Source organism: Rathayibacter sp. PhB179 (assembly GCF_004345345.1).
GTDB classification, from domain to species: domain Bacteria; phylum Actinomycetota; class Actinomycetes; order Actinomycetales; family Microbacteriaceae; genus Rathayibacter; species Rathayibacter festucae.
The window spans coordinates 406,423-425,317 of the sequence record NZ_SLVD01000001.1; the positions used below are offsets into that span (position 1 = coordinate 406,423).

Genomic DNA, 18,895 nt, shown 5'->3' on the forward strand with positions numbered 1-18,895 from the left:
AAACCCGGCCCTCGAGGATCGGCGGATGCCCCTCGGTCATCGCACGCGCAGCGCCCGCACCCCGTTAACGGTGATCGCCCCGGCGCGCCGACGCTCTCGCGTCCCGTCCGGGGCATACGTGAAGAATGGTACCAGGAACCCGAGATCCACTCCGGCCCCGGACGCCGGATGACGCCCGTCGACCCGGCGACTCTGCCGAACCTCTCCACCGTCATCGGGAGCGATCGCCTGGGCCCGTACCTCGCCTCCACCGGCGACCGGGCCGCCGCGCTCCGGCTCTACAGCTGGAACATCGAGGCGAGCGCTGCGATCCTCGGAGCGAGCTCCGCCCTCGACGTCGGTGTCCGGAACGCGATGCACCGCGCACTCACGGCGCACTGTGGGCGGGAATCGTGGTGGGACGTCGCAGCACTGCGGGCGAACGAAAGCGATCAGGTCCGCGACGCGATCCGCTTCCTCGACCGGCGTCGCGGCTCCAGTGCCCGTTTCGCGTCCACTCGGAGCCGCCCCGGGCCCGGCCCCGCGTCAGGCGCGCGCCGACGCCGCCGCGCGCGCCAGCGCCGGGCCGTGCGCCGCCAGCACCAGGTCGCGGACCGCCGTCACCGGCAGCGACGCGGCGCCGGCCGGCAGCAGGTCCGCGTCCGAGGTCAGCACCAGCGGGGTGTCCGCCGCCGACACCGGCAGTCGGCCGTGCGTGCCGCGCACCAGCGACGCGTCCAGCGGCACGAGGTTCATCGCGTAGCGCAGGCCCAGGGCCTTCTTCGCGAGGTTGCCGGCCGCCTTCGCCTTCACGAGCTTGTCGGCGGGGTCGAAGAACAGCTCCGCCGGGTCGTAGCCGGGCTTGCGGTGGATGTCGACGCCGCGCGCGAAGTCCGGCGCGCGATCGTCGTCGAGCCAGTAGTAGTAGGTGAACCACGCGCCCGGCCGCGCCACCACGACGAGCTCGCCCGAGCGCTCGTGGTCGAGGCCGTACCGCGCCTGCGCCTCCCGGTCGAGCACCTCGTCCACCCCGTCCAGCGCCTCGAGCAGCGAGCGCACCCGCGGCAGATCGGCGGCGTCCGGCACGTAGACGTGCGCGATCTGGTGGTCCGCCACGGCGAAGGCGCGCGAGGTCCACGGGTCGAGCTGCTCGCGCCCGTCCTGCACGTACACCTCGAGCAGGCCCGCGCGGCGCAGCGCCCGGTTGACGTCCACGGGGGTGTCCGCCGCCGCGATCCCGTACTCCGCGACCACGACGACCGACGCGCCGAGCGCCTCCGCGTCGTCGAGCAGCGGGGCGAGCACCACGTCCAGCTCGGACGCCGCCCGCCGCGCCTCGGGTGAGTCCGGCCCGAAGCGCTGCAGGTCGTAGTCGAGGTGCGGCAGGTAGGCCGTGGTCAGCTGCGGCGGACCGGAGCCGTCGCCGGCGAGCACGTGCCGGGTCGCGTCCACCATCCACTGCGTGGAGCGCAGCGACGCGGTCGGCCCCCAGTACTGGAACAGCGGGAAGGCGCCCAGCTTCCCGACCAGCTCGTCGTGCAGCGCCGGCGGGCGGACGTAGGCGTCCGGCGACTTGCGGCCGTCGGCGTGGTAGATCGGCCGCGGCGTGACCGTGACGTCGGTCGTCGCTCCCATCGCATACCACCAGCCGATGTTGGCGGCGCGGTAGGGCTCGCCGTCGGACAGCCGGCGGGCCGTCTCCCAGACCTTCTCCCCCGTCACCAGGCGGTTGTGCTGGCGCCAGAGGTGCACCTCGCCGAGGTCGCGGAAGTACCAGCCGTTGCCGACGATCCCGTGCTGCGCGGGCATCGTGCCGGTGAGCATCGACGACTGCACGCTGCAGGTGACGGCCGGGAGGATCGTGTCCAGCGGCAGCTGCCCGCCGGCGCGGGCGAGCCGGGACAGCCGCGGCATGTCGGCGAGCGCCGTCGCGGTGAGGCCGACCACGTCGAGCAGCAGCACCGGCGTCACAGCGCGACCTCCTCGGCGACGAGTGCGGCGACCGGGACCGGCGCGGCACCCTGCTCCAGCACCGCCGCGCGCGCCTGCGGCGTCAGCAGGTGCTCCGCCGCCCAGGCCAGCTCCGCGCCGATGCCGACCGACAGATCGCTCGGCGCGTCCGCGAGCACCGCCCAGGTGTAGGTCTCCACGTCGAGGTGGATCTCGTCGTACGGCCAGGCGGCGTCGACCGCGGAGACCGCCTCGGCGAGCACCGCGGTGGTCGCCGACAGCGGCGCGGCCGGGCGGTGGTGCAGCGGCACGTGGAAGTGCACGCGCCAGGGCCCCTCACCGGGCAGCGTGTCGAGCGCCTCCGGCAGGTCGTCGACGCGGAGCACCCCGCCCGCGCCGTTCTCGCGGGTCTGGTGCAGGTAGCGCTTCTCCACGAAGGCCCCGACGGCGGCGCGCGCGGCCGGATGGGCCGGGTCCGCGACGTGCAGCGCGGCCGAGGCCTGCACTTTCACGACCCGGAGCCCCGCGTCCCGGATCCGCCGGACCGCCGCGGTGGGGTCGGCGAACGACACCGCGAGGTGGCAGGTGTCGAGGCAGACACCGACGTAGGCCGGGTCGACCAGGCCGATCCGCGGGTGCAGCCAGGCGACGACGTCCTCGACCGTGTCCAGGATGCAGCCCGGCTCGGGCTCGATCGCCAGGCGGATCGCGTGCCCGGTCGAGCGCCGCAGCTCGCGCAGCTCGTCGACCAGCAGCGCGAGCTGCCGCACCGCCGCCGCGTCCTGCTCGGCACCCCAGCCCTCGCGCCAGCCGAGCGGCAGCGTCGAGATGCTGCCGTCGGCGCCTGCGGGCAGCAGATCCGCGAGGATCCGCGCGCAGTCGACCGTGTAGGCGAGGCGCTCGGGCGTGGTCCAGTCGGGCCGGTAGACGTCGAGCTTCACCACCTCGGCGTGGAAGGCGGCGTAGGGGAACGCGTTGAGCGTCCGCACCTCGAGGCCGTTGCGCTCGAGCGCGGCGCGCAGCACGGCGCGGTCCTCGCGGCTGGCGACCAGCCGGGCGGCGAGATCGCGCGGGATCCACAGCCCCACGCCGACGGACTCGAGCCCCGCGGCGATGCGGGCCGGGCCGGCGTAGACGTCGAGCTGGCGCACGACGCCCTCGAGGTCCTCGGCCGGGTGGACGTTGGTGCAGTAGGAGAGGTGCATCAGACGACCTCCGCCACGCGCGGCGCGCCCCGGAGGATCGAGTTGCCCTCGAAGCTGCGCCCCATCGCGTCGACCGCGTCGAAGCCCGGGATCGGGTCGAGGTTCAGCCGTCCGCTCTGCCCGTAGAAGTCGATCGGGTTCTGCCAGAGCAGCCGGTCGACCTCGGCGGCGCTGAAGCCGGCGACGAGCAGCAGGTGCCCGGTCTTCGCGGTGGTCAGCGGATCGGAGCGGCCCCAGTCCGCGGCGGAGTTGACCAGCACGCGGTCCAGGCCGATCCGCTCGACGAGCGTCACCAGGCGGGTCTCGTCCATCTTGGTGTCCGGGTAGATCGAGAAGCCGAGCCAGCAGCCGGAGCCCAGGACGAGGTCGACGGTCGTCTCGTTGAGGTGGTCGACGACGACGAGGCCGGCGTCGATCCCCGACTCGGCGACGACGTCGAGCGTCTGCTGGGTGCCCGCCGCCTTGTCGCGGTGCGGGGTGTGCACGAGCACGGGCAGGCCGTGGTCCTTCGCGAGCTCGAGCTGGTGGCGGAAGACCGCGTCCTCCTCCGCGGTGAGCGAGTCGTAGCCGGTCTCGCCGACCGCGACGACGCCGTCCTTGGCGAGGTAGCGGTCGAGCTCGGGCAGCACCTCGCGGCAGCGCGGGTCGTTCGCTTCCTTGGGGTTCAGGCCGATCGTGCAGTGGTGGCGGATGCCGTACTGCGCGGCGCGGAAGCGCTCCCAGCCGATCAGGGCGTCGAAGTAGTCGGTGAAGGAGCCGACGCTGGTGCGCGGCTGGCCGAGCCAGAACGACGGCTCGACCACGGCGCGGACCCCCGCGTCGTGCATCGCCTGGTAGTCGTCGGTGGTGCGGGAGGTCATGTGGATGTGCGGGTCGAAGATGCGCATCGTCGCGCCTTTCTCGTGAGGGGTCGTGATGGTGTGCGGGGCCGGCGGTCGTGTCGAGGGACGCGCCGGGGTCCCTCAGCTCGGCAGGAGCACCGCCAGGTCGTCCGGCACCGTGCGGCCGGCGGCGCGGCGCTCGTCGGCGAAGCGGCCGGCCATCGCGGCGAGCTCGGGGTCGCTCCGCCGCTCGAGACCGGAGACGGCCGCGAGCGGGACGCCGCAGAAGACGAGCTTGAGCACGCCGTGCCGCCAGGCGTGCGCGTCGAGGTGCTCCTCGGCGAAGCGGCCCATCGCCGCGGCGACCAGCCGGGTGTCGTTGGCGCGCAGGGCGTCCGCGATGAGCTCGCGACCGGCCGCGGCGACCGGCTCCCCCGCGCGGCCGGCGGCGGTGAGCGCGTGCAGCCCGACCAGCACGCCGCGGCGCTCGGCGTCGTCGCCGCCGCGGTAGAGGCGGAGGAGCAGGGCGGCCAGGTCCTCGTCGTCGAGCGCGGAGGCGGCGGCCGCGATCAGCGCCGAGCGCGCCGCGTCGTCCTCGGTGCCGTGCACGAGGCCCTGCGGATCCGTGTCCGGGCGGAGCGGCGCGCGGCCGGCCTCCCGACCGGCGGCCGGGAAGAAGCGCTCGATGCGCCGCGGCTGCTCGCGCAGGACGGCGCAGGCGCCGGCGGTCCAGGGGTGCTGCGGCGACTCCGCCCCTGTCCCCCGGGTCCGGATCGCCGCCCGCATCGCCGCGAGACTCGCGACGGCCAGGCGCGGGGCGTCGTGCGAGTGCCGCGGCAGCTCGACCGCGGCGATCCCGCGGTAGCCGATCTCCGCCAGCGTCGCGAAGGCGGCGGCGAGATCGAGCACGCCGGTGCCGAGCTCGAGGTGCTCGTGCCGCTCGGGCAGCATGTCGTCGACCTGCACGTTCACCAGCAGGCCGGCCGCGCTGCGGAGGGCGCCGACGACGCCGTCCGGCTCGACGACCACGCAGTGGCCGAGGTCCACGGTGAGACCGAACGCCTCCGGGTCGCCGAGCTCGCGCCGCAGCAGCAGCGCGTCCGCGACCGTCTCGACGAGCATGCCGGGCTCCGGCTCGAAGCCCAGCCGCACGCCGTAGCGCTCCGCCTCGGCGACGACGCCGCGCATCCGCTCGACCAGGAGCCGCCAGCCGCGGGCGCGCTCCATCCCCTCGGGCAGCACGCCCGACCAGAGCGAGACGGCGTCGGCGCCGAGCAGAGCGGCGATCTCGATCGCGCGGTGCAGGAAGGCCAGGCGCGGTCCGGCCTCCTCGTCGACCAGGGTCGGCCGGTGCTTGGCGAACGGGTCGAGGAGGTAGCGCGCCCCGGTCTCGATCACCACGCGGAAGCCCAGCTCGTCGAGCCGTGCGCGCAGGGCGAGGGTGCGCTCGCGGACGTCGTCGGCGAACGGGTCGAGGTGCGGGGTCCCGAGGGTCAGCGCCACCGCCCGGTAGCCGGCGGCGTGCAGCACGGTCAGGGCGTCGTCGAGGGTGTGGTCCGCGAAGCCGTTGGTGCCGTAGCCGAGGACGGGGCCCCGCTCCACTGCGTCCTGCCCGCTCATGTGATGTCCGCCGAGACCCTCGGGCGCCGCAGCACGACGGCGCCGAGCGCGTCGAGGCCGAGCAGGGCCGCGCCGAGCTCCGGCCGCCGCAGTCCGGCGAGCGCCGCCTGCAGCGGGACCATCCCCGCGATGCCCGAGCGGGTGGCCGTCCGCGCCGTGGCCGCATCGGGCGTGCGCGCGGCCCGCAGCTGCGGGACCAGCACGAGCGCGATCCAGCGGGCGATCGCGACTCCGACGACCACCCCGAGAGCCGGCCCGCCCTTCGCCCGGACCGCCCCGACCCCCAGCGCGAGAGCGAGCGCGGCCGTGCCGGTGGCCGCCGCTCCAGCGATGGCAGGTCGGGTGCCGTGCACCTCGCCGCGCGAGAGCACGGTGACGCCGAGGGTGTGCGCCGCGACGGCGGCGGAGGCGGGAGCCGCCGCGCGCCCGCCGCCCGCTCCGGCGCCGAGCAGCACGTCGAGCCCGCGGCAGGCCGCCATCACGACCGGCCCGAGCGGAGTCGGCTTGGCCAGCAGGTCGTACGACCAGATGCTCGCGGCGAGCGGCACGCTCAGGAGGAGCGAGCGGCGCCCGTCGACGAGCGCCGCGACCGCGATCCCCGCCCCGGTCAGCCCGGCCGCCAGCCCGAGCGCGGCGCCGCGCCGGATCCGCCCCGAGGGGATCGGCCGCTCCGGCCGCTCCACGGCGTCGAGCTCCGCGTCCGCGTAGTCGTTGAGCGCCATGCCCGCGGAGTAGAGGAGCGCGGACGCGAGCGGCAGCGCGACGGTGCGCGCGCCGGGCGCCCGACCGGCCCACGCCGCTCCGGCCACCGTGTCGCCGAGCACCGAGAGCGCCGCCTTGGCGCGCACGAGCTCGAGCCAGTCGCGCAGCTCAGCCATGGCGGATCGCGCCGCCCGCCACGAGCGAGCGCTGAGCGACGGCCGCCCCGGTGCGGGCCGACCAGGCGACCAGCTCGGCGGTCTGCTCCGCGAAGCCGTGCACGTCGCTCCCCCACGGGTCCTTGAAGAAGAAGCCCATTTCGGCGACGGGCCCCGAGATCCCGGCCGCGTCGGCGAGCGACATCAGTCGCGCCAGGTCCAGGATCAGCGGCGCGGCGAGCGCGGAGTCGTACGCCGACCAGATGGTCTGCACCGTGATCCGCGAGCCGAGGAACCCCTCTGCGTGCACGTGGTCCCACGCGGTCTTCACGTCGCCGAGGTCCGGCACGTTGTCGATGTGCAGCGGAGTGACGACCTCGTCGCCGAGCAGGCTGCGGAGCCCGCGGTTCTTCGAGACCAGCTTCGAGCGCACCGCCTCCGGGTCGGCGAGGGTCTGCCCGTCGCCGCCGCCGAGCAGGTTCGCGCCCGCCCAGGACAGCACGCGCATCCCGCGCGCCGTGAACATCGGCGCGAGCACGCTGCGGAGCAGGGTCTCGCCGGTCTTGCCGTCCTGTCCCGCGATGGGGATGCCCGCCTCCGCGGCCCACTCCTCGAGCGCGGGCAGCGCCAGCGCGGTGGAGGGGGTGAAGCAGACGTAGGGCGAGCCGGCGGTCACCGCGGCGAGCGCGCTGATCGAGCTCGTCGGCAGCACGGTCTCGCCGGGCCGGGCGAGCGCGGCGCGCAGGGCGGCGAGGTCGTGGAACTCGGGGCGGTCCTGCGGCAGCACCTCGGTGGAGGCGACGTCGATCACGACGACCCGCGCGAGCGCGTGCCGCTCGCGGAACTCGACGATGTCGGCCGCCTGACGATCGATCTCGTCCTGCTGCGAGCCGCCCTCGACGCCGAAGGAGCGGCGGATCTCGCGGTCGGTCGCGTCGAGCCGGTCGGCGACCTCGGCGACGACCGAGGTCGGGAACATCCCGCCGGCCGCCAGGCCCATCGCCTTCTCGAGCAGCGGGGTCGACGAGACGTCGTGCCCGCCGATCACGATCGCGTCGAAGCCGGCGAGCGGGACGTCCTCGAAGGCCGGGGTCGCGGTGGCGCAGCCGTTGCTTGGAGCGGCGCCCGAGGCGATGGCGTGCAGGCCGACGGCGGCCGTGGTGGCGACGCTGCCCCGGGCTCCGATCAGCCAGAGGCCGATGCGCTCCCGCTGCGGGGTGCGGTCGGCGCTGGTGGTGCGGGTGGTACCGGTGGTGGTGTCGGACGAGGTCATCGTTCTCTCCTGTCTGTGGACTTCATTCGTGGGGAGGTCGTTCGGGGCATGTCGTTCGGGGGGAGGCCGTTCGGGGGGACGTCATTCGGGGTCTCCCTGCGCGTCGAGATTGCGTCACCTCGCGGCGACTGCTTTCCTCAGGTGTGCCGAGCCGCCACCCGATCTCCCGAGCAGTCGCCTGCCGTCGCACGGACGGCGGGCGCTCAGCGTGAGCGGGCGGGCCGGCTCGCAGACCGGCGACCTGCTGCGGCTCTTCGCCGACGGCCGTCCGCGGACCCGCGCGGAGCTGGTGGAGGAGACGGGACTCGCCCGCACGGCGGTGATGACGCGGCTCGACCTCTTCTTCGAGCTCGGCCTGATCACGCACCTCGACCGCGCGCCGTCGACCGGCGGCCGCCCGTCGGCCCGGCTGGTGTTCGATCCGTCGGTCCGCGCGTTCCTGACCATCGACCTCGGCGCGACGCACTCGACGATCGCGCTCACCGACTTCGACGGCCGCATCGTCGTCGAGCGCCGCGAGGAGCTCGACATCGCGCAGGGCCCGATCCGGGTGCTCGACCACGCGCTCGACGTCTGCGACGAGATCCTCGCCGACGCGCACCTGGCGCCCGAGGCGCTGGCCGGCTTCGGCCTCGGCGTACCCGGCCCGGTCGAGCACGCGAGCGGCCGCCCGGTGCGCCCGCCGATCATGCCCGGCTGGGACGGCTTCGACATCCCGGGCTACATCCGCCGCCGCGTCGACACCACCGTGCTCGTCGACAACGACGTGAACCTGCTGGCCCTCGGCGAGCGCGCCTCGCGCTTCCCGCACGCGCAGGACCTGATCTTCGTGAAGATCAGCACCGGCATCGGCTCGGGCATCGTCTCGGGCGGCGTCCTGCAGCGCGGTGCGCTCGGCGCGGCCGGCGATCTCGGTCACGTCCAGGTGCCGCGCACCGCTCCGGAGTCGGCGGACGGCCGCGACGGCGACCTCGAGGCGCTCGCGAGCGGCGGGGCCCTGGTGCGCGCGCTGGGCGAGGCGGGCCGCGACGTGCACTCGGTCCGCGATCTGCTGGCGCTCCTGCGCGACCGCGACCCGGAGGCGATCGAGGCGGCGCGCCTCGCGGGCCTGCAGATCGGCGAGGTCCTCGCCACCTGCGTGAGCCTGCTGAACCCGTCGGTGATCGTGCTCGGCGGCAGCGTCGCGCTCGCCGCCCCGGAGATCCTGGCCGGGGTGCGCGAGGTCGTCGACCGGCGCTCCCTGCCGCTGGCGACCCAGCGCCTGCACGTGGTGACCGCCGAGCTCGGCGGCAGCGGCGGCGTCCGCGGTGCGGCGCTGATGCTGCGGCAGCACCTCCTCGGCCCGAGCAACGTCGACGCGTTCCTCGAGCAGCTCCGCGAGCAGAGCCTCGCCGAGCGCTGAGCCCTCGCCGAGCGCTGAGCCCTCGCCGAGCACTGGCGCCCCGGCGACGACGGAGGTCAGGAGCGCACCCCCGCACGGCCGGTCGCGGAAGGGTCGGTCGCTGCCGGGTCGGTCGCGGACGGGTCGGTCGTCTCCCGCGAGATGCCACTTGTGAGCTCGACACGCCGCGATTCCTCGTCATAAGTGGCATCTCGCGGAGTCGTCGAGGCGCCGGCCACCGCGACGGCGACGGCGGCGTCGATGCGGCGCTGCTCGCCCGCGGCGCGGCGGCGGCGGCGCACGACCGCCAGCACGATCAGCCCGATCAGCAGCGCCAGCAGCACCAGCGCGCTCCACGGCACGGCCGCGGTCGAGGCCTCGGAGGAGACGGCGGCGACCTCGGGCACGGCGGCCGGATCGGCGGCCTGCCCCGCGAAGTCGGCGGTGACGACGGTGCCGGTCAGCGCGATCCGGGCGGTCGCGACGAAGAGCGGCCAGACCCCGGCGACGGTGACGCTCCGGCTGGTCGAGCTGCCCGGCAGCAGCTCGGGCAGCGGCTCCGGATCGGTCGCGGCGACGCTGCCGAGGCCGAAGAGACCGGAGACCGCGAGCTCGGCGCCCGGGGCGAGGCGGGTGTTGCCCGCGTTGGTGACGGTGTAGTCGATGGTGGTCGTGCCCGGAGCGAAGGGATTCCACTCGCCCTGGTACGAGACGGCGAGGCCGTCGACCGAGAGGCGCGGGGCGAGGTCCCCGCCGACGCGGAGGTACATCCGCGAGCCGAGGCGGCGGTCGACCGAGACCCCGGTCTCGCCCTGGACGAGGATCGACGAGACGACGCCCGCGGCGTAGTCGCCCGGCACGGCATCGGCCGGCACCTCGAGCTGGAACGGGATCTGCACGCTCTCGCCCGCGGGGACGACGACGTCCGGGGCCTCGAAGGAGATCCAGCTGCCCAGCTGGGTGGACGGCTCGGCGGCCGGCAGCAGATCCAGCTGCCCCGCCTCCGTGATGAAGCCGTCGGAGCCGTAGACGCGGAAGGTCTGCGCCTCGTCGTCGTAGTTGGAGACGATCAGCGCGTCGCTCAGCTGCCCGCCCGGCTCGAGCGCGTAAGCGTAGTTCGGCCGGTCGCTGCCCTGCTCGGTGTCGGCGGGCCGCACCCCCCAGGTGACGGCCGAGCTCGCCTGCTCCGCGAGGGCCTGCGCCGGCAGCACGGCACCCGCGACCCCCACGACGAGGAGAAGACCGAGCGAGCGGAGTGTGGAGCGGAACATCATCGTCCAGCCTTTCGAGGGGGGTGGGTCCCTCCGCGAGATGCCACTTGTGCACGCGACACGCCGGGAAAAGCGTGCACAAGTGGCATCTCGCGGAGGGGAGGAGAGGGGGAGGCGACCGGCCGCCGTGAGGAGGCCGGTCGCCAGAGGGTGGCTAGCCGAGCGCGGTGAGCGTCAGCGTCGCCGTGTAGGTGCCGGTTCCGACCGACAGCGGGAGCTGCAGGTCGAGGTCGGCGCCGAGGACCGAGGATCCGGTCGGGTGCCCGGCCGCGGCGGAGCCGAGGACGCGAGCGGTGGCGAGGCCCTCACCCGAGACGAACCCGGAGACGACGGGGGCACCGGCGACGGCACCGCCCTCGTTCTCGAGGACCTTCGGGGTCCAGCCGAGGTACTTGCCCGAGACCGTCTGGTCGCCGGCACGGAAGTCGCTGATCTGAGCGGTCACCGACCACTCCGGTCCGGACAGGCGCGAGTCGGTCACGCGGACCGGCACGAGCTCGCCCGAGGCGGCGAAGTGGTCGCCCTGCTCCTCGGCGACACCGAGGTTCACCAGGTTGCTGGTGCCCTCGAGGCTCCAGGTCAGCTCGCCCTCGCGCGCGTCCGGCACGATGACCGCGACGGCCTGATCGCCCTGCGCCGCAGCACCGGCGGCCGTGCCGGTGAAGTCCCCGTCCACTCCGGCGGCGGTGTTGCCCGCGCCGAAGTTGACCGCCGGAGCGTTCTCCGCGAGCGTGATCCGCCCGCCGACCGTCGAGCCCGCGAGCTGCACGTTGCCGGAGTTGCCCGAGAGCACGAGGTTCCCGCCGACGGTGTTGCCGAGCGCGGCCGCCGAGCCGTCCTCGTTCGCGCCGAGGAGCACGCCGCGCGAGGATCCGCTGACCGTGAGCGAGCCGCCGACGATCGCGCCGCCGACGCTCACGCCGAAGTCGCTGCCGGCGAAGGTCGCGTCGCCGCCGACGCTGGTGCGCGCCACGTCGACGTAGTTCGCCGCATCGGTGCTGACCGAGCCGTCGACCGAGACGTCGCTGAGCTCGACGTCGATGCCGCCCGCCTCGACCATGCCCGCGACGGTGAGGTCGCGGAGGTAGAGGAAGCCGGCGCGCGAGCCCTCGGAGAAGGACACGACGTCGCCGCCGACGCTGGTGCCGTCGATCGAGATGCCGTACGCGTCCGTGCCGATGACGTCGCCCTCGATCGTCGCCGAGGTGGCGTCGAGCCAGGCGTCGTCGCCGACCGTGATCGAGCCCTGCACGACGACGTTGCCCAGCACGCAGGTCTCGCCGGCGGCGACGGTGAGGTCGCCCGCGATCGTCGTGTTGCCGAGCTCGGTCGTGCAGTCCGTCGTCGCCGCGAAGGCGGACGGCGCGGCGACCATCGCGAGGGAGGCGGCCGCGAGGACCGCCGTGGTCGTCTTCCACTTCATGGGGGTTCTCCTCGGTGCGCCGGTGCGCGTGGTGGTGCGGGGAAGGGAGGGGGCGGTGCGCCCGCGCTCAGCCACGGAGTGCCGCGATCGCGTCGTAGCTGCGGGCCGCGCTGCCCAGCGAGTTCGCCGGGTTCGGCGGCGTGGCCTGGGTGGGCGCCGTGTCCTGCTCCCAGACGCCGTAGCGCTGGCCTCGGTCGCGCAGCTCCGACAGGAACGCCTGGTACGGCAGGTTGCCCGCGCCGAACTCGACGATGTCGTAGCCGTTGGTGTTCGCGTTGTTCGTCTTGCCGTCCTTGAGGTGCAGGATCGGGTAGCGGCGCGGATTGCGCTTGATGTAGTCGAGCGGCTCGAAGCCCGGGTAGAGCTTCTTGCCCACGTAGGCCCAGTAGACGTCCATCTCGAGGTAGACGTGCTTGGGGTCGGTGTTGTCGTAGAACACGTCGTAGAGGCGCGTCTTCGGGTCGTCCGAGCCGAAGGCGAACTCGCCCGCGTGGTTGTGCTGGTAGAGCTTCATGCCCGCGGCCGTGACCTGGGCGCCCCAGGCGTTCCACTCGTCCGCGGCCGCACGGTAGCCCGCGACGGTGTTGACGTTGGTCGGCGCGTTGCCGGTGCCGAGGTGCGGGGTGCCGAGGATCTGCGCGATCTCGATCTGCCTCCCCAGCTCCGAGCGGAGCAGGTTGGTGCCGACGTGCGAGCCGACGGCCCGCAGGCCGTTGTCGTCGAGCAGCTGGCGGATCTCCTGGGGGGTGATCGCGCCGACGTTGCCCTGGGTGTAGCCGGCGAACTCGATCTCGCTGTAGCCGATGCGGCCCAGCTCCTCGAAGACGGCCCGGAAGCCGAGCGACGAGACCTTGTCGCGGACGCTGTAGAGCTGGATCCCGATCCGGTTGATCGGGACGAGCCGGTTGGCGCCGGACGAGGGGGCGGGAGCGGCGAGGGCGCCGGGCGCCAGCGCGCCGGCCCCGACTCCGACGGCGACCGTGGAGGCGGCGAGCGCCGTCATCAGCGCGCGTCGGCTCATCGGCTTCGCCGTGATGGATCCGTGGTGGTGGTGCATTGTCTCTCCTTCGAAACGGAACATGCAGATGGATCAGGGGGGGACCGGCCGGCCCGGGCTCTCGGCGCGAGCCGGCCGGTCCCGCCGCGGCTACTGCTGGACGGTGAGGTTCAGCAGGCTGGACGCGGCGTTGGTGTTCGCCGTGGCGGTGTGGGTGACGGTCAGCTTGTAGCTGCCCGCGGCGAGCTTCGGCAGGGTCACGACGACCTTCCCGTTCTCGTCGAGGGTCCCGGTGAGCATCGCCACGGTGGAGAGGTTCCTCTTCACCATCACGGTGACCTGGCCGGTCCCGGCGACGCCGGTGGACGTCGTCGCCTCGACCGAGACCTGCGCGCTGGCGCCCGGCTTGACCGGGTTCGGCGAGACGGTCGCGGTGAGCACGGAGTCGGCCTTCGACACGATCAGGCGGGCGGTGCCGGCCGAGGCCTTGAAGGTCCCGTCCGCTCCGTAGGCCGCGCGGAAGGTGTGCGTCCCGGCCTCGAGGGTCTGCGGCAGGGCGATGGTCGCCTTCCCGCCCTCGAGGGCGCTGCGGCCGATCTCGGTGTCGCCCTCGTAGAGGACGACCTCGCCGCCGGGGGTGCCGCCCTGGCCGGAGACGGTGACCGTCGCCGATCCGGGAGCGCCGAAGGTCACGCGAGGGGCGCCGAGCGCCACGGTCGTGGTCGAGTCGACGGTCGGCGCGTTCGCCGCGGCGAGGTCGATCGTGAACGAGACCGTGCCGACCGCGGAGACGTTGCCGCCGGTGTCGGTGGCGCGGTACTGCACCGTGCGGGCGCCGTCGGTGGTGAAGGGCACCGAGTAGGCGCCGTTCGCGGCGCGGACCGTGGTCCACGTCGTCCCGTTGTCGACCGAGTACTGCACGCTGGCGAGCGCGCCGTTGTCGGCCGCCGCCAGGTTCAGGTTCACCGCGCGGTTGTAGACGCCGCCGACGCCGGTGGGCGCTGCGGGGTCGAGCGTGGCGCTGACGGTCGGCGCCGTCGCGTCGCCGGCCCCCGCACCCTGGAAGGTGAGGGAGTCGAGCGACAGGCCGGAGGGCGAGGTCACGTAGAGCGAGCCGGTGCCGGTCGGCTGGCCGGAGAACGGCACGAGGACGTCCTGCCAGCCGGCGCCGGCCGGGATGGTCGCCGTCCCGAAGGGCGCCGCGTCGGCGGCGTTCCAGCGGAGGTCGACGGTGCCCTCGCCGGTGGCGCGGACCACGACGCCGGTCAGGTTGGCGAGGTTCACCGGGTCCCAGCGCAGGAAGGATCCCGCACCGAGTCCGCTGACCGCGTTGCCGCCGCTGGCGGTGGTGTCCGCGTAGGGCAGGACGCCCTCGCGGGCGGCGTGCTCCGCCTCCTGCGTCTTCGGGTTCAGCCGCAGCGTCGCCTCGGCCGCGGCCGGGGGCAGTCCGTTGTAGCCGGCGTCCGTGTAGGTCACGACGACGGTGCCGTAGAGCAGCGCGCCGGGGCCGTGCTCGGGCGAGTCGGCGGACGTCGGGAACGCTCCCGTGGCACCGGTGCCGGTGACCTCGGGGTGGGCGTGCTCGTCGTGGCCGAGACCGTAGGTCCACTCCACGCGGCTGCCGACGATCTGGTCGCCGTCCTCCGCGTCACGGCCGGTCACCCGGTAGGGGATCGCGTCGCCCCACTCGAAGAACGAGCCGTTGCCGGGCGTCGTGATCTCGATCTGCGGCGCCTGGTTGCCCACCGAGATGACCCGGGAGGTGAGGCTGAACTTGCCCTTGGCGTCGGTGACGCGCAGGCGGGCCGTGAACTGGCCGAGCTCGGTGTAGGTGTTCTTCACGGTGACGCCCGTGGCGTCGAAGGTGCCGTTGCCGTCGAAGTCCCAGTCGTAGGTGAGCGCGTCGCCCTCGGGGTCGGAGGATCCCGTGGCGTCGAACGTCACCTCGAGCGGCGTCTCGGAGGCGGACAGCGGCGTCGCGGTGAAGCGCGCCTGGGGGGCCTTGTTGCCCTCGGCGTAGTCGATCCGGTACAGGCCGGCGTCGGGGTTGGCGCGGAAGAAGCCGTCGCCGTACTCGAGCACGTACATCGACCCGTCGGGGCCGAACTCCATGTCCATGGGGTTGTCGTGGATCGGCTGGTTGCGCGAGCTCAGCGCCGTGTTGGGCAGGAAGTCCTCGATGTGCGTGACCGCGCGGTCGTCATCGAGCGTGAACGCCGCGATGTAGTCCTGCGAGAACTCGCCGAAGAAGGTCTTCTCGTTCCAGTAGGCCGGGAACTTCGACGTCGAGGTGTTCTCCTCGTCGAAGTGGTACACCGGTCCGCCCATCGGGCCCTGGCCGGTGCCGGTGCCGAAGTTCACGAGCTCGTCGAACGGCTGGTCGCCCGGGTTGTCGCCGTAGTAGACGGTCGCCGGCGTGGCCGCAGGGATGTCCACGAGGCCGGTGTTCCAGCGCGAGTTGTTCTTCAGGTTCTGCGGGTCGAAGAAGCCGCGGGGCGTCGCCGTCTCGAAGTTCCACTCGTTGTACGGCAGGTTCGGGCCGTGCACGTAGGGCCAGCCCGAGTTCTGCGGCTGGTCGAGACCGGTCGCGTTCCACTCGACGAGACCCATCGGGCCGCGCACGCCGTCGGCCGCCGCGGCCTTCGTCGCGTCGGGACCGTAGTCGCCCCAGGAGAGGGTGTTCGTCTCCGCGTCCACGTCGATCTTGAACGGGTTGCGCACGCCCATCACGAAGATCTCGGGGCGGGTCTTCTCGGTGCCCACCGGGAAGAGGTTGCCCTCGGGGATCGTGTACGAGCCGTCCTCCTGGACCGTGATCCGGAGGATCTTGCCGCGCAGGTCGTTCGTGTTGCCCGCACCGCGACGCGAGTCGAAGCCGGGGTTCATGCCGGGCGCGTCGTTGTTCGGCGCGAAGCCCGCGGCCCCCGGAGCGCTCGCCGGCGTGTTGTCGCCGGTCGAGAGGTACAGGTTGCCGTCGGCGTCCCAGTCGAAGTCGGCGCCCACGTGGCAGCACTGCCCGCGCTGCGCCTCGACCTCGATGATCTTCTGCTCGCTCGCCAGGTCGAGTCCCGAGCCGGTCCACTTGAACCGGGAGAGGCGGTTGACGCCCTTCCACTGGTCCCAGTAGCTCTCGTCCTCACCCGCGGGGAGCATGTTCGGGGCCGCACCGGTCGGTGTGCCGCTCTGGGGCGCGTAGACCAGGTAGACCCACTGGTTCTCGGCGAAGTCGGGGTCGACGCCGACGCCCTGGAGTCCGTCCTCCGAGTTCTGGTAGACGGGGATCGTGGCCACGACGCGCGTGGTGCCGGTCTTCGGATCGGTGTGGCGGATCTCGCCGTTCCGTGCCGTGTGGAGGACCGACTTGTCCGGGAGGACGGCGAGGTCGATCGGTTCGCCGACGTTCTTCGTCAGCAGCACCTTCTCGTAGTTGCTCCAGTCGAGCGCGGACTCCGCGCCCGGCTCCGAGCCGTGGTCCACTCCGTCGTGGGCCGAGGCGGGCAGGCCGAGAGCGGTGAGTCCGGAGACCGTCACCATTCCGGCGATGCCGAGGGCGAAGAGAGACCTGATGCTTCTCTTCGTGGATCGCTTACCATTCATGCGTGATGTGATTCCTTCAACGAGGTGTTCATCGCAGAGGCCGGATCCGTCTCTGTCCGCACGACGTGCGGATCCGGTCTCCTCTGGTCGGCCCGCGGGCCGATGTCTTCGTCGTCGCCTCCTCTCGCGGGATGCTGTCGTGGCGCCGGTCGCTCCTCTTAATAAGTAGGGAGCGGTTCCGGCTGGTCCGGGCCGGCGCGGGGTCTCCCCCGCGCCGGCGGGTCAGTGGGCCGGTCGGATCAGTGGTCCGGCCGGATCAGCGGATCAGGACTCGAAGGCCGAGGGCAGGTACTCGGCGACGTTGTCCTTGGTGACGACCGGCGCGAAGAGCTGGATCTGGCGCGGGACGCCGAGCGAGGTGGTGTCGCTCATCGACTTGTTCTGCTCGATGAGGCGGGCGAGCTTGATGCCGTCCGCGGCCTGGGTCGAGGGGTAGACGACCGTGGCCTTGACCACGGAGTCGTCGGCCTCGATCGAGCGCATCACGTTCGCCGAGCCGGCGCCGCCGACGAGGATGAACTCGTCGCGGCCCGCGGTGTCGATCGCGGCGAGGACGCCGACGCCCTGGTCGTCGTCGTGGTTCCAGATCGCGTCGATCTGCGGCGCCGCCTGGAGGAGGTTGGCCGCGGCCTGCTCGCCGCCCTGGACGGTGAAGTCGGCGGCGACGCGGTTGTCCACGTCGAGTCCGCAGCCCGAGAGCGCGTCGGCGAAGCCCTGGCTGCGGTCCTGGGTCAGCGGCAGCGAGTCGATGCCGGCGATCTCGGCCACGACCGCGTCCGGGTTGTCGCCGAGCTGCTCGCAGAGGTAGGTGCCGGCGCTGACGCCCATGCCGTAGTTGTCGCCGAGCACCGTCGAGCGGGCGGCGAACGGGCTGGAGAACTCGCGGTCGACGTTGATGACGGTGATGCCCGCCTCCATCGCCTCGGTCGCGACCTCGGTCAGCGCCGCGCCGTCGATCGGCAGCAGCACGATCGCGTCGACGCCGTCGTTGATGAAGGTCTCGACCTGGCTGATCTGCAGGTTCACGTCGTTGGTGCCCTCCGCGGTGCGCAGCTCCACGTCGTCGTACTTCTCGGCCTCGGCGATGGCCGCGCGGCTGACGGCGCCCATCCAGCCGTGGTCGGCGGCGGGAGCGGTGAAGCCGATCACCACGGTGTCGCCCGAAGCGTCGTTGTCGGAGGCGGCGACCGCGGCGGTGGTGCCGCCGCCGGAGGCGTTCCCGGTCTCGACGGGGGCGTTGGAGATGCAGCCGGTGAGCATCAGCGCGACGGCGCCGAAGGCGAAGCCGGCGGTGCCCAGGCGGGCGGTGCGGCCCAGTCGGGCGGTGCGGCCGAGGCGGGAGCCGGAGGGGTGGCGAACGGACATGGAAGTGATCTCCTTCGATGGATCCATGAGGGGCCGCAGGGCACAGCGGTGCCTGCGGAGGGTGACCGGAGTGGTCGAGGTGGATGCTGCTGGTGCTGGGAAAGGGGCGAGCGCCCCGGGAAGAGGTGGGGCCGGCGGCCCCTCGGGTCAGGACTTGCCGCGGGCGGCGAAGCGCTGCTGCAGCAGGACGGCGGCGACGATGATCGCGCCCTTCGCCACGGCCTGGGCCGAGGTCGACATGTTGTTCTGCGTGAAGACGTTGGTGAGGGTCGTGAAGATCAGGACGCCGAACACGGTGCCGACGATCGTGCCGCGGCCGCCGGCGAGCAGCGTGCCGCCGACCACGACCGCCGCGATGGCGTCGAGCTCGTAGAGCGTGCCGTTGGTCGAGGAGCCGGCGGTGGTGCGGGCGAGCATCATCACCGCGGCGATGCCCGCGGTCAGGCCGGCGAGGCCGTAGACGTACATGGTGTGCCGGCGGACCTTGATGCCGGCGAGGCGGGCCGCCTCCGGGTTGCCTCCGACCGCGACGGTGCGGCGGCCGAAGGTGGTGCGGTTGAGCAGGATCCAGCCGGCCACCGCGACCAGCGCGAAGATCAGCACGAGGACCGGGATGCCGAGCACGTCGGCGCGGAAGAAGTCGAGGAACGGGTCGACGGTGACGATCTGCGTCTGCCGGTTCGAGATCAGCTCCGCGAAGCCGCGGGCCGCGACGAGCATCGCGAGCGTCGCCATGAAGGCGACCACGCGGCCGTAGGCGATCAGCGCCCCGTTGATCAGCCCGCAGACGAGGCCCACCAGCACCGCGGTGAGCACGATCACCAGCCAGGAGGTGTTCGCCGCGTAGTACTGCGTCGAGACCGTGCTCGCCCAGACCGTCGCGAGCCCCATCACCGAGCCGACCGAGAGGTCGATGCCGCCCGAGGTGATGACGAAGGTCATGCCGATGCTGAGCACGCCGATCACGGCGGCCAGGCGGAGGATCGTCAGCACGTTGTCGACGCTGGCGAAGCGCTCCCCCGCGGTGGCGAACCCGACGATGCAGAGGATGACCAGCGCGAGCACCAGGCCGATGTTCCGGCCGAGCGAGCCGCCCATCATCCCGGCGAGCCCGGAGCGGGCGTCCTTGGACGGACTCCCGCCGCTCGGCCCTCCG

At 73.3% G+C, this 18,895-nt stretch carries 13 protein-coding genes; 1 reads left to right on the forward strand and 12 read right to left on the reverse strand.

Annotated elements, in window-relative coordinates:
• Positions 1-525 precede the first annotated feature (525 nt).
• The 6 genes from EDF43_RS01980 to EDF43_RS02005 all read right to left on the reverse strand — a co-directional run bounded on the left by EDF43_RS01980 (position 526) and on the right by EDF43_RS02005 (position 7,705).
• The gene (locus tag EDF43_RS01980) at positions 526-1,950 is read right to left on the reverse strand and encodes a nucleotide pyrophosphatase/phosphodiesterase family protein (RefSeq protein WP_132435154.1); all 1,425 of its coding nucleotides are present in this window, start codon (positions 1,948-1,950) and stop codon (positions 526-528) included.
• A complete protein-coding gene (gene eboE / locus EDF43_RS01985; protein WP_132435156.1) occupies positions 1,947-3,134 on the reverse strand; it encodes a metabolite traffic protein EboE in 1,188 nt (395 codons plus the stop codon). The genes EDF43_RS01980 and eboE overlap by 4 nt, the downstream gene beginning before the upstream one ends.
• The gene (locus EDF43_RS01990; RefSeq protein WP_123444625.1) at positions 3,134-4,021 is read right to left on the reverse strand and encodes a TatD family hydrolase; all 888 of its coding nucleotides are present in this window, start codon (positions 4,019-4,021) and stop codon (positions 3,134-3,136) included. The genes eboE and EDF43_RS01990 overlap by 1 nt, the downstream gene beginning before the upstream one ends.
• A gap of 75 nt (positions 4,022-4,096) precedes the next feature.
• Positions 4,097-5,575 carry an EboA domain-containing protein gene (locus EDF43_RS22235; RefSeq protein WP_132435158.1) on the reverse strand — a complete coding sequence of 493 codons (1,479 nt, stop codon included), beginning with the start codon at positions 5,573-5,575 and terminating at the stop codon, positions 4,097-4,099.
• Positions 5,572-6,453 (reverse strand): SCO3242 family prenyltransferase, encoded by an 882-nt coding sequence (locus EDF43_RS02000; protein ID WP_207901601.1) that lies wholly within the window; start codon positions 6,451-6,453, stop codon positions 5,572-5,574. The genes EDF43_RS22235 and EDF43_RS02000 overlap by 4 nt, the downstream gene beginning before the upstream one ends.
• The gene (locus tag EDF43_RS02005) at positions 6,446-7,705 is read right to left on the reverse strand and encodes an inositol-3-phosphate synthase (RefSeq protein ID WP_132435160.1); all 1,260 of its coding nucleotides are present in this window, start codon (positions 7,703-7,705) and stop codon (positions 6,446-6,448) included. Before EDF43_RS02005 ends, EDF43_RS02000 begins: the two co-directional genes overlap by 8 nt.
• Positions 7,706-7,913: 208 nt before the next feature.
• On the opposite strand from EDF43_RS02005, the gene EDF43_RS02010 reads away from it, so the two are divergent.
• Entirely contained in the window at positions 7,914-9,107 is a 1,194-nt protein-coding gene (locus EDF43_RS02010) for an ROK family protein (protein WP_243581105.1), read from the forward strand.
• A gap of 56 nt (positions 9,108-9,163) precedes the next feature.
• On the opposite strand, the gene EDF43_RS02015 is transcribed toward EDF43_RS02010, so the two are convergent.
• From EDF43_RS02015 to EDF43_RS02040, 6 genes are all read right to left on the reverse strand, one after another.
• Complete coding sequence (locus EDF43_RS02015) at positions 9,164-10,357, reverse strand: hypothetical protein (protein ID WP_132435162.1); 1,194 nt, start codon at positions 10,355-10,357, stop codon at positions 9,164-9,166.
• Positions 10,358-10,511: 154 nt separating this feature from the next.
• Positions 10,512-11,780 (reverse strand): hypothetical protein, encoded by a 1,269-nt coding sequence (locus EDF43_RS02020; RefSeq protein WP_123444620.1) that lies wholly within the window; start codon positions 11,778-11,780, stop codon positions 10,512-10,514.
• Positions 11,781-11,847: 67 nt separating this feature from the next.
• A complete protein-coding gene (locus tag EDF43_RS02025; protein WP_243581106.1) occupies positions 11,848-12,837 on the reverse strand; it encodes a sugar phosphate isomerase/epimerase in 990 nt (329 codons plus the stop codon).
• A 90-nt stretch (positions 12,838-12,927) separates the two neighbouring features.
• Positions 12,928-16,311, reverse strand: a complete 3,384-nt coding sequence (locus EDF43_RS02030) for a PQQ-dependent sugar dehydrogenase (RefSeq protein WP_243646204.1) — start codon at positions 16,309-16,311, stop codon at positions 12,928-12,930.
• A 327-nt stretch (positions 16,312-16,638) separates the two neighbouring features.
• Entirely contained in the window at positions 16,639-17,634 is a 996-nt protein-coding gene (locus EDF43_RS02035) for a substrate-binding domain-containing protein (RefSeq protein WP_207901620.1), read from the reverse strand.
• A gap of 252 nt (positions 17,635-17,886) precedes the next feature.
• Positions 17,887-18,840, reverse strand: coding sequence for an ABC transporter permease (locus EDF43_RS02040; RefSeq protein WP_123445318.1), 954 nt, complete (start codon positions 18,838-18,840; stop codon positions 17,887-17,889).
• Positions 18,841-18,895: the final 55 nt, after the last annotated feature.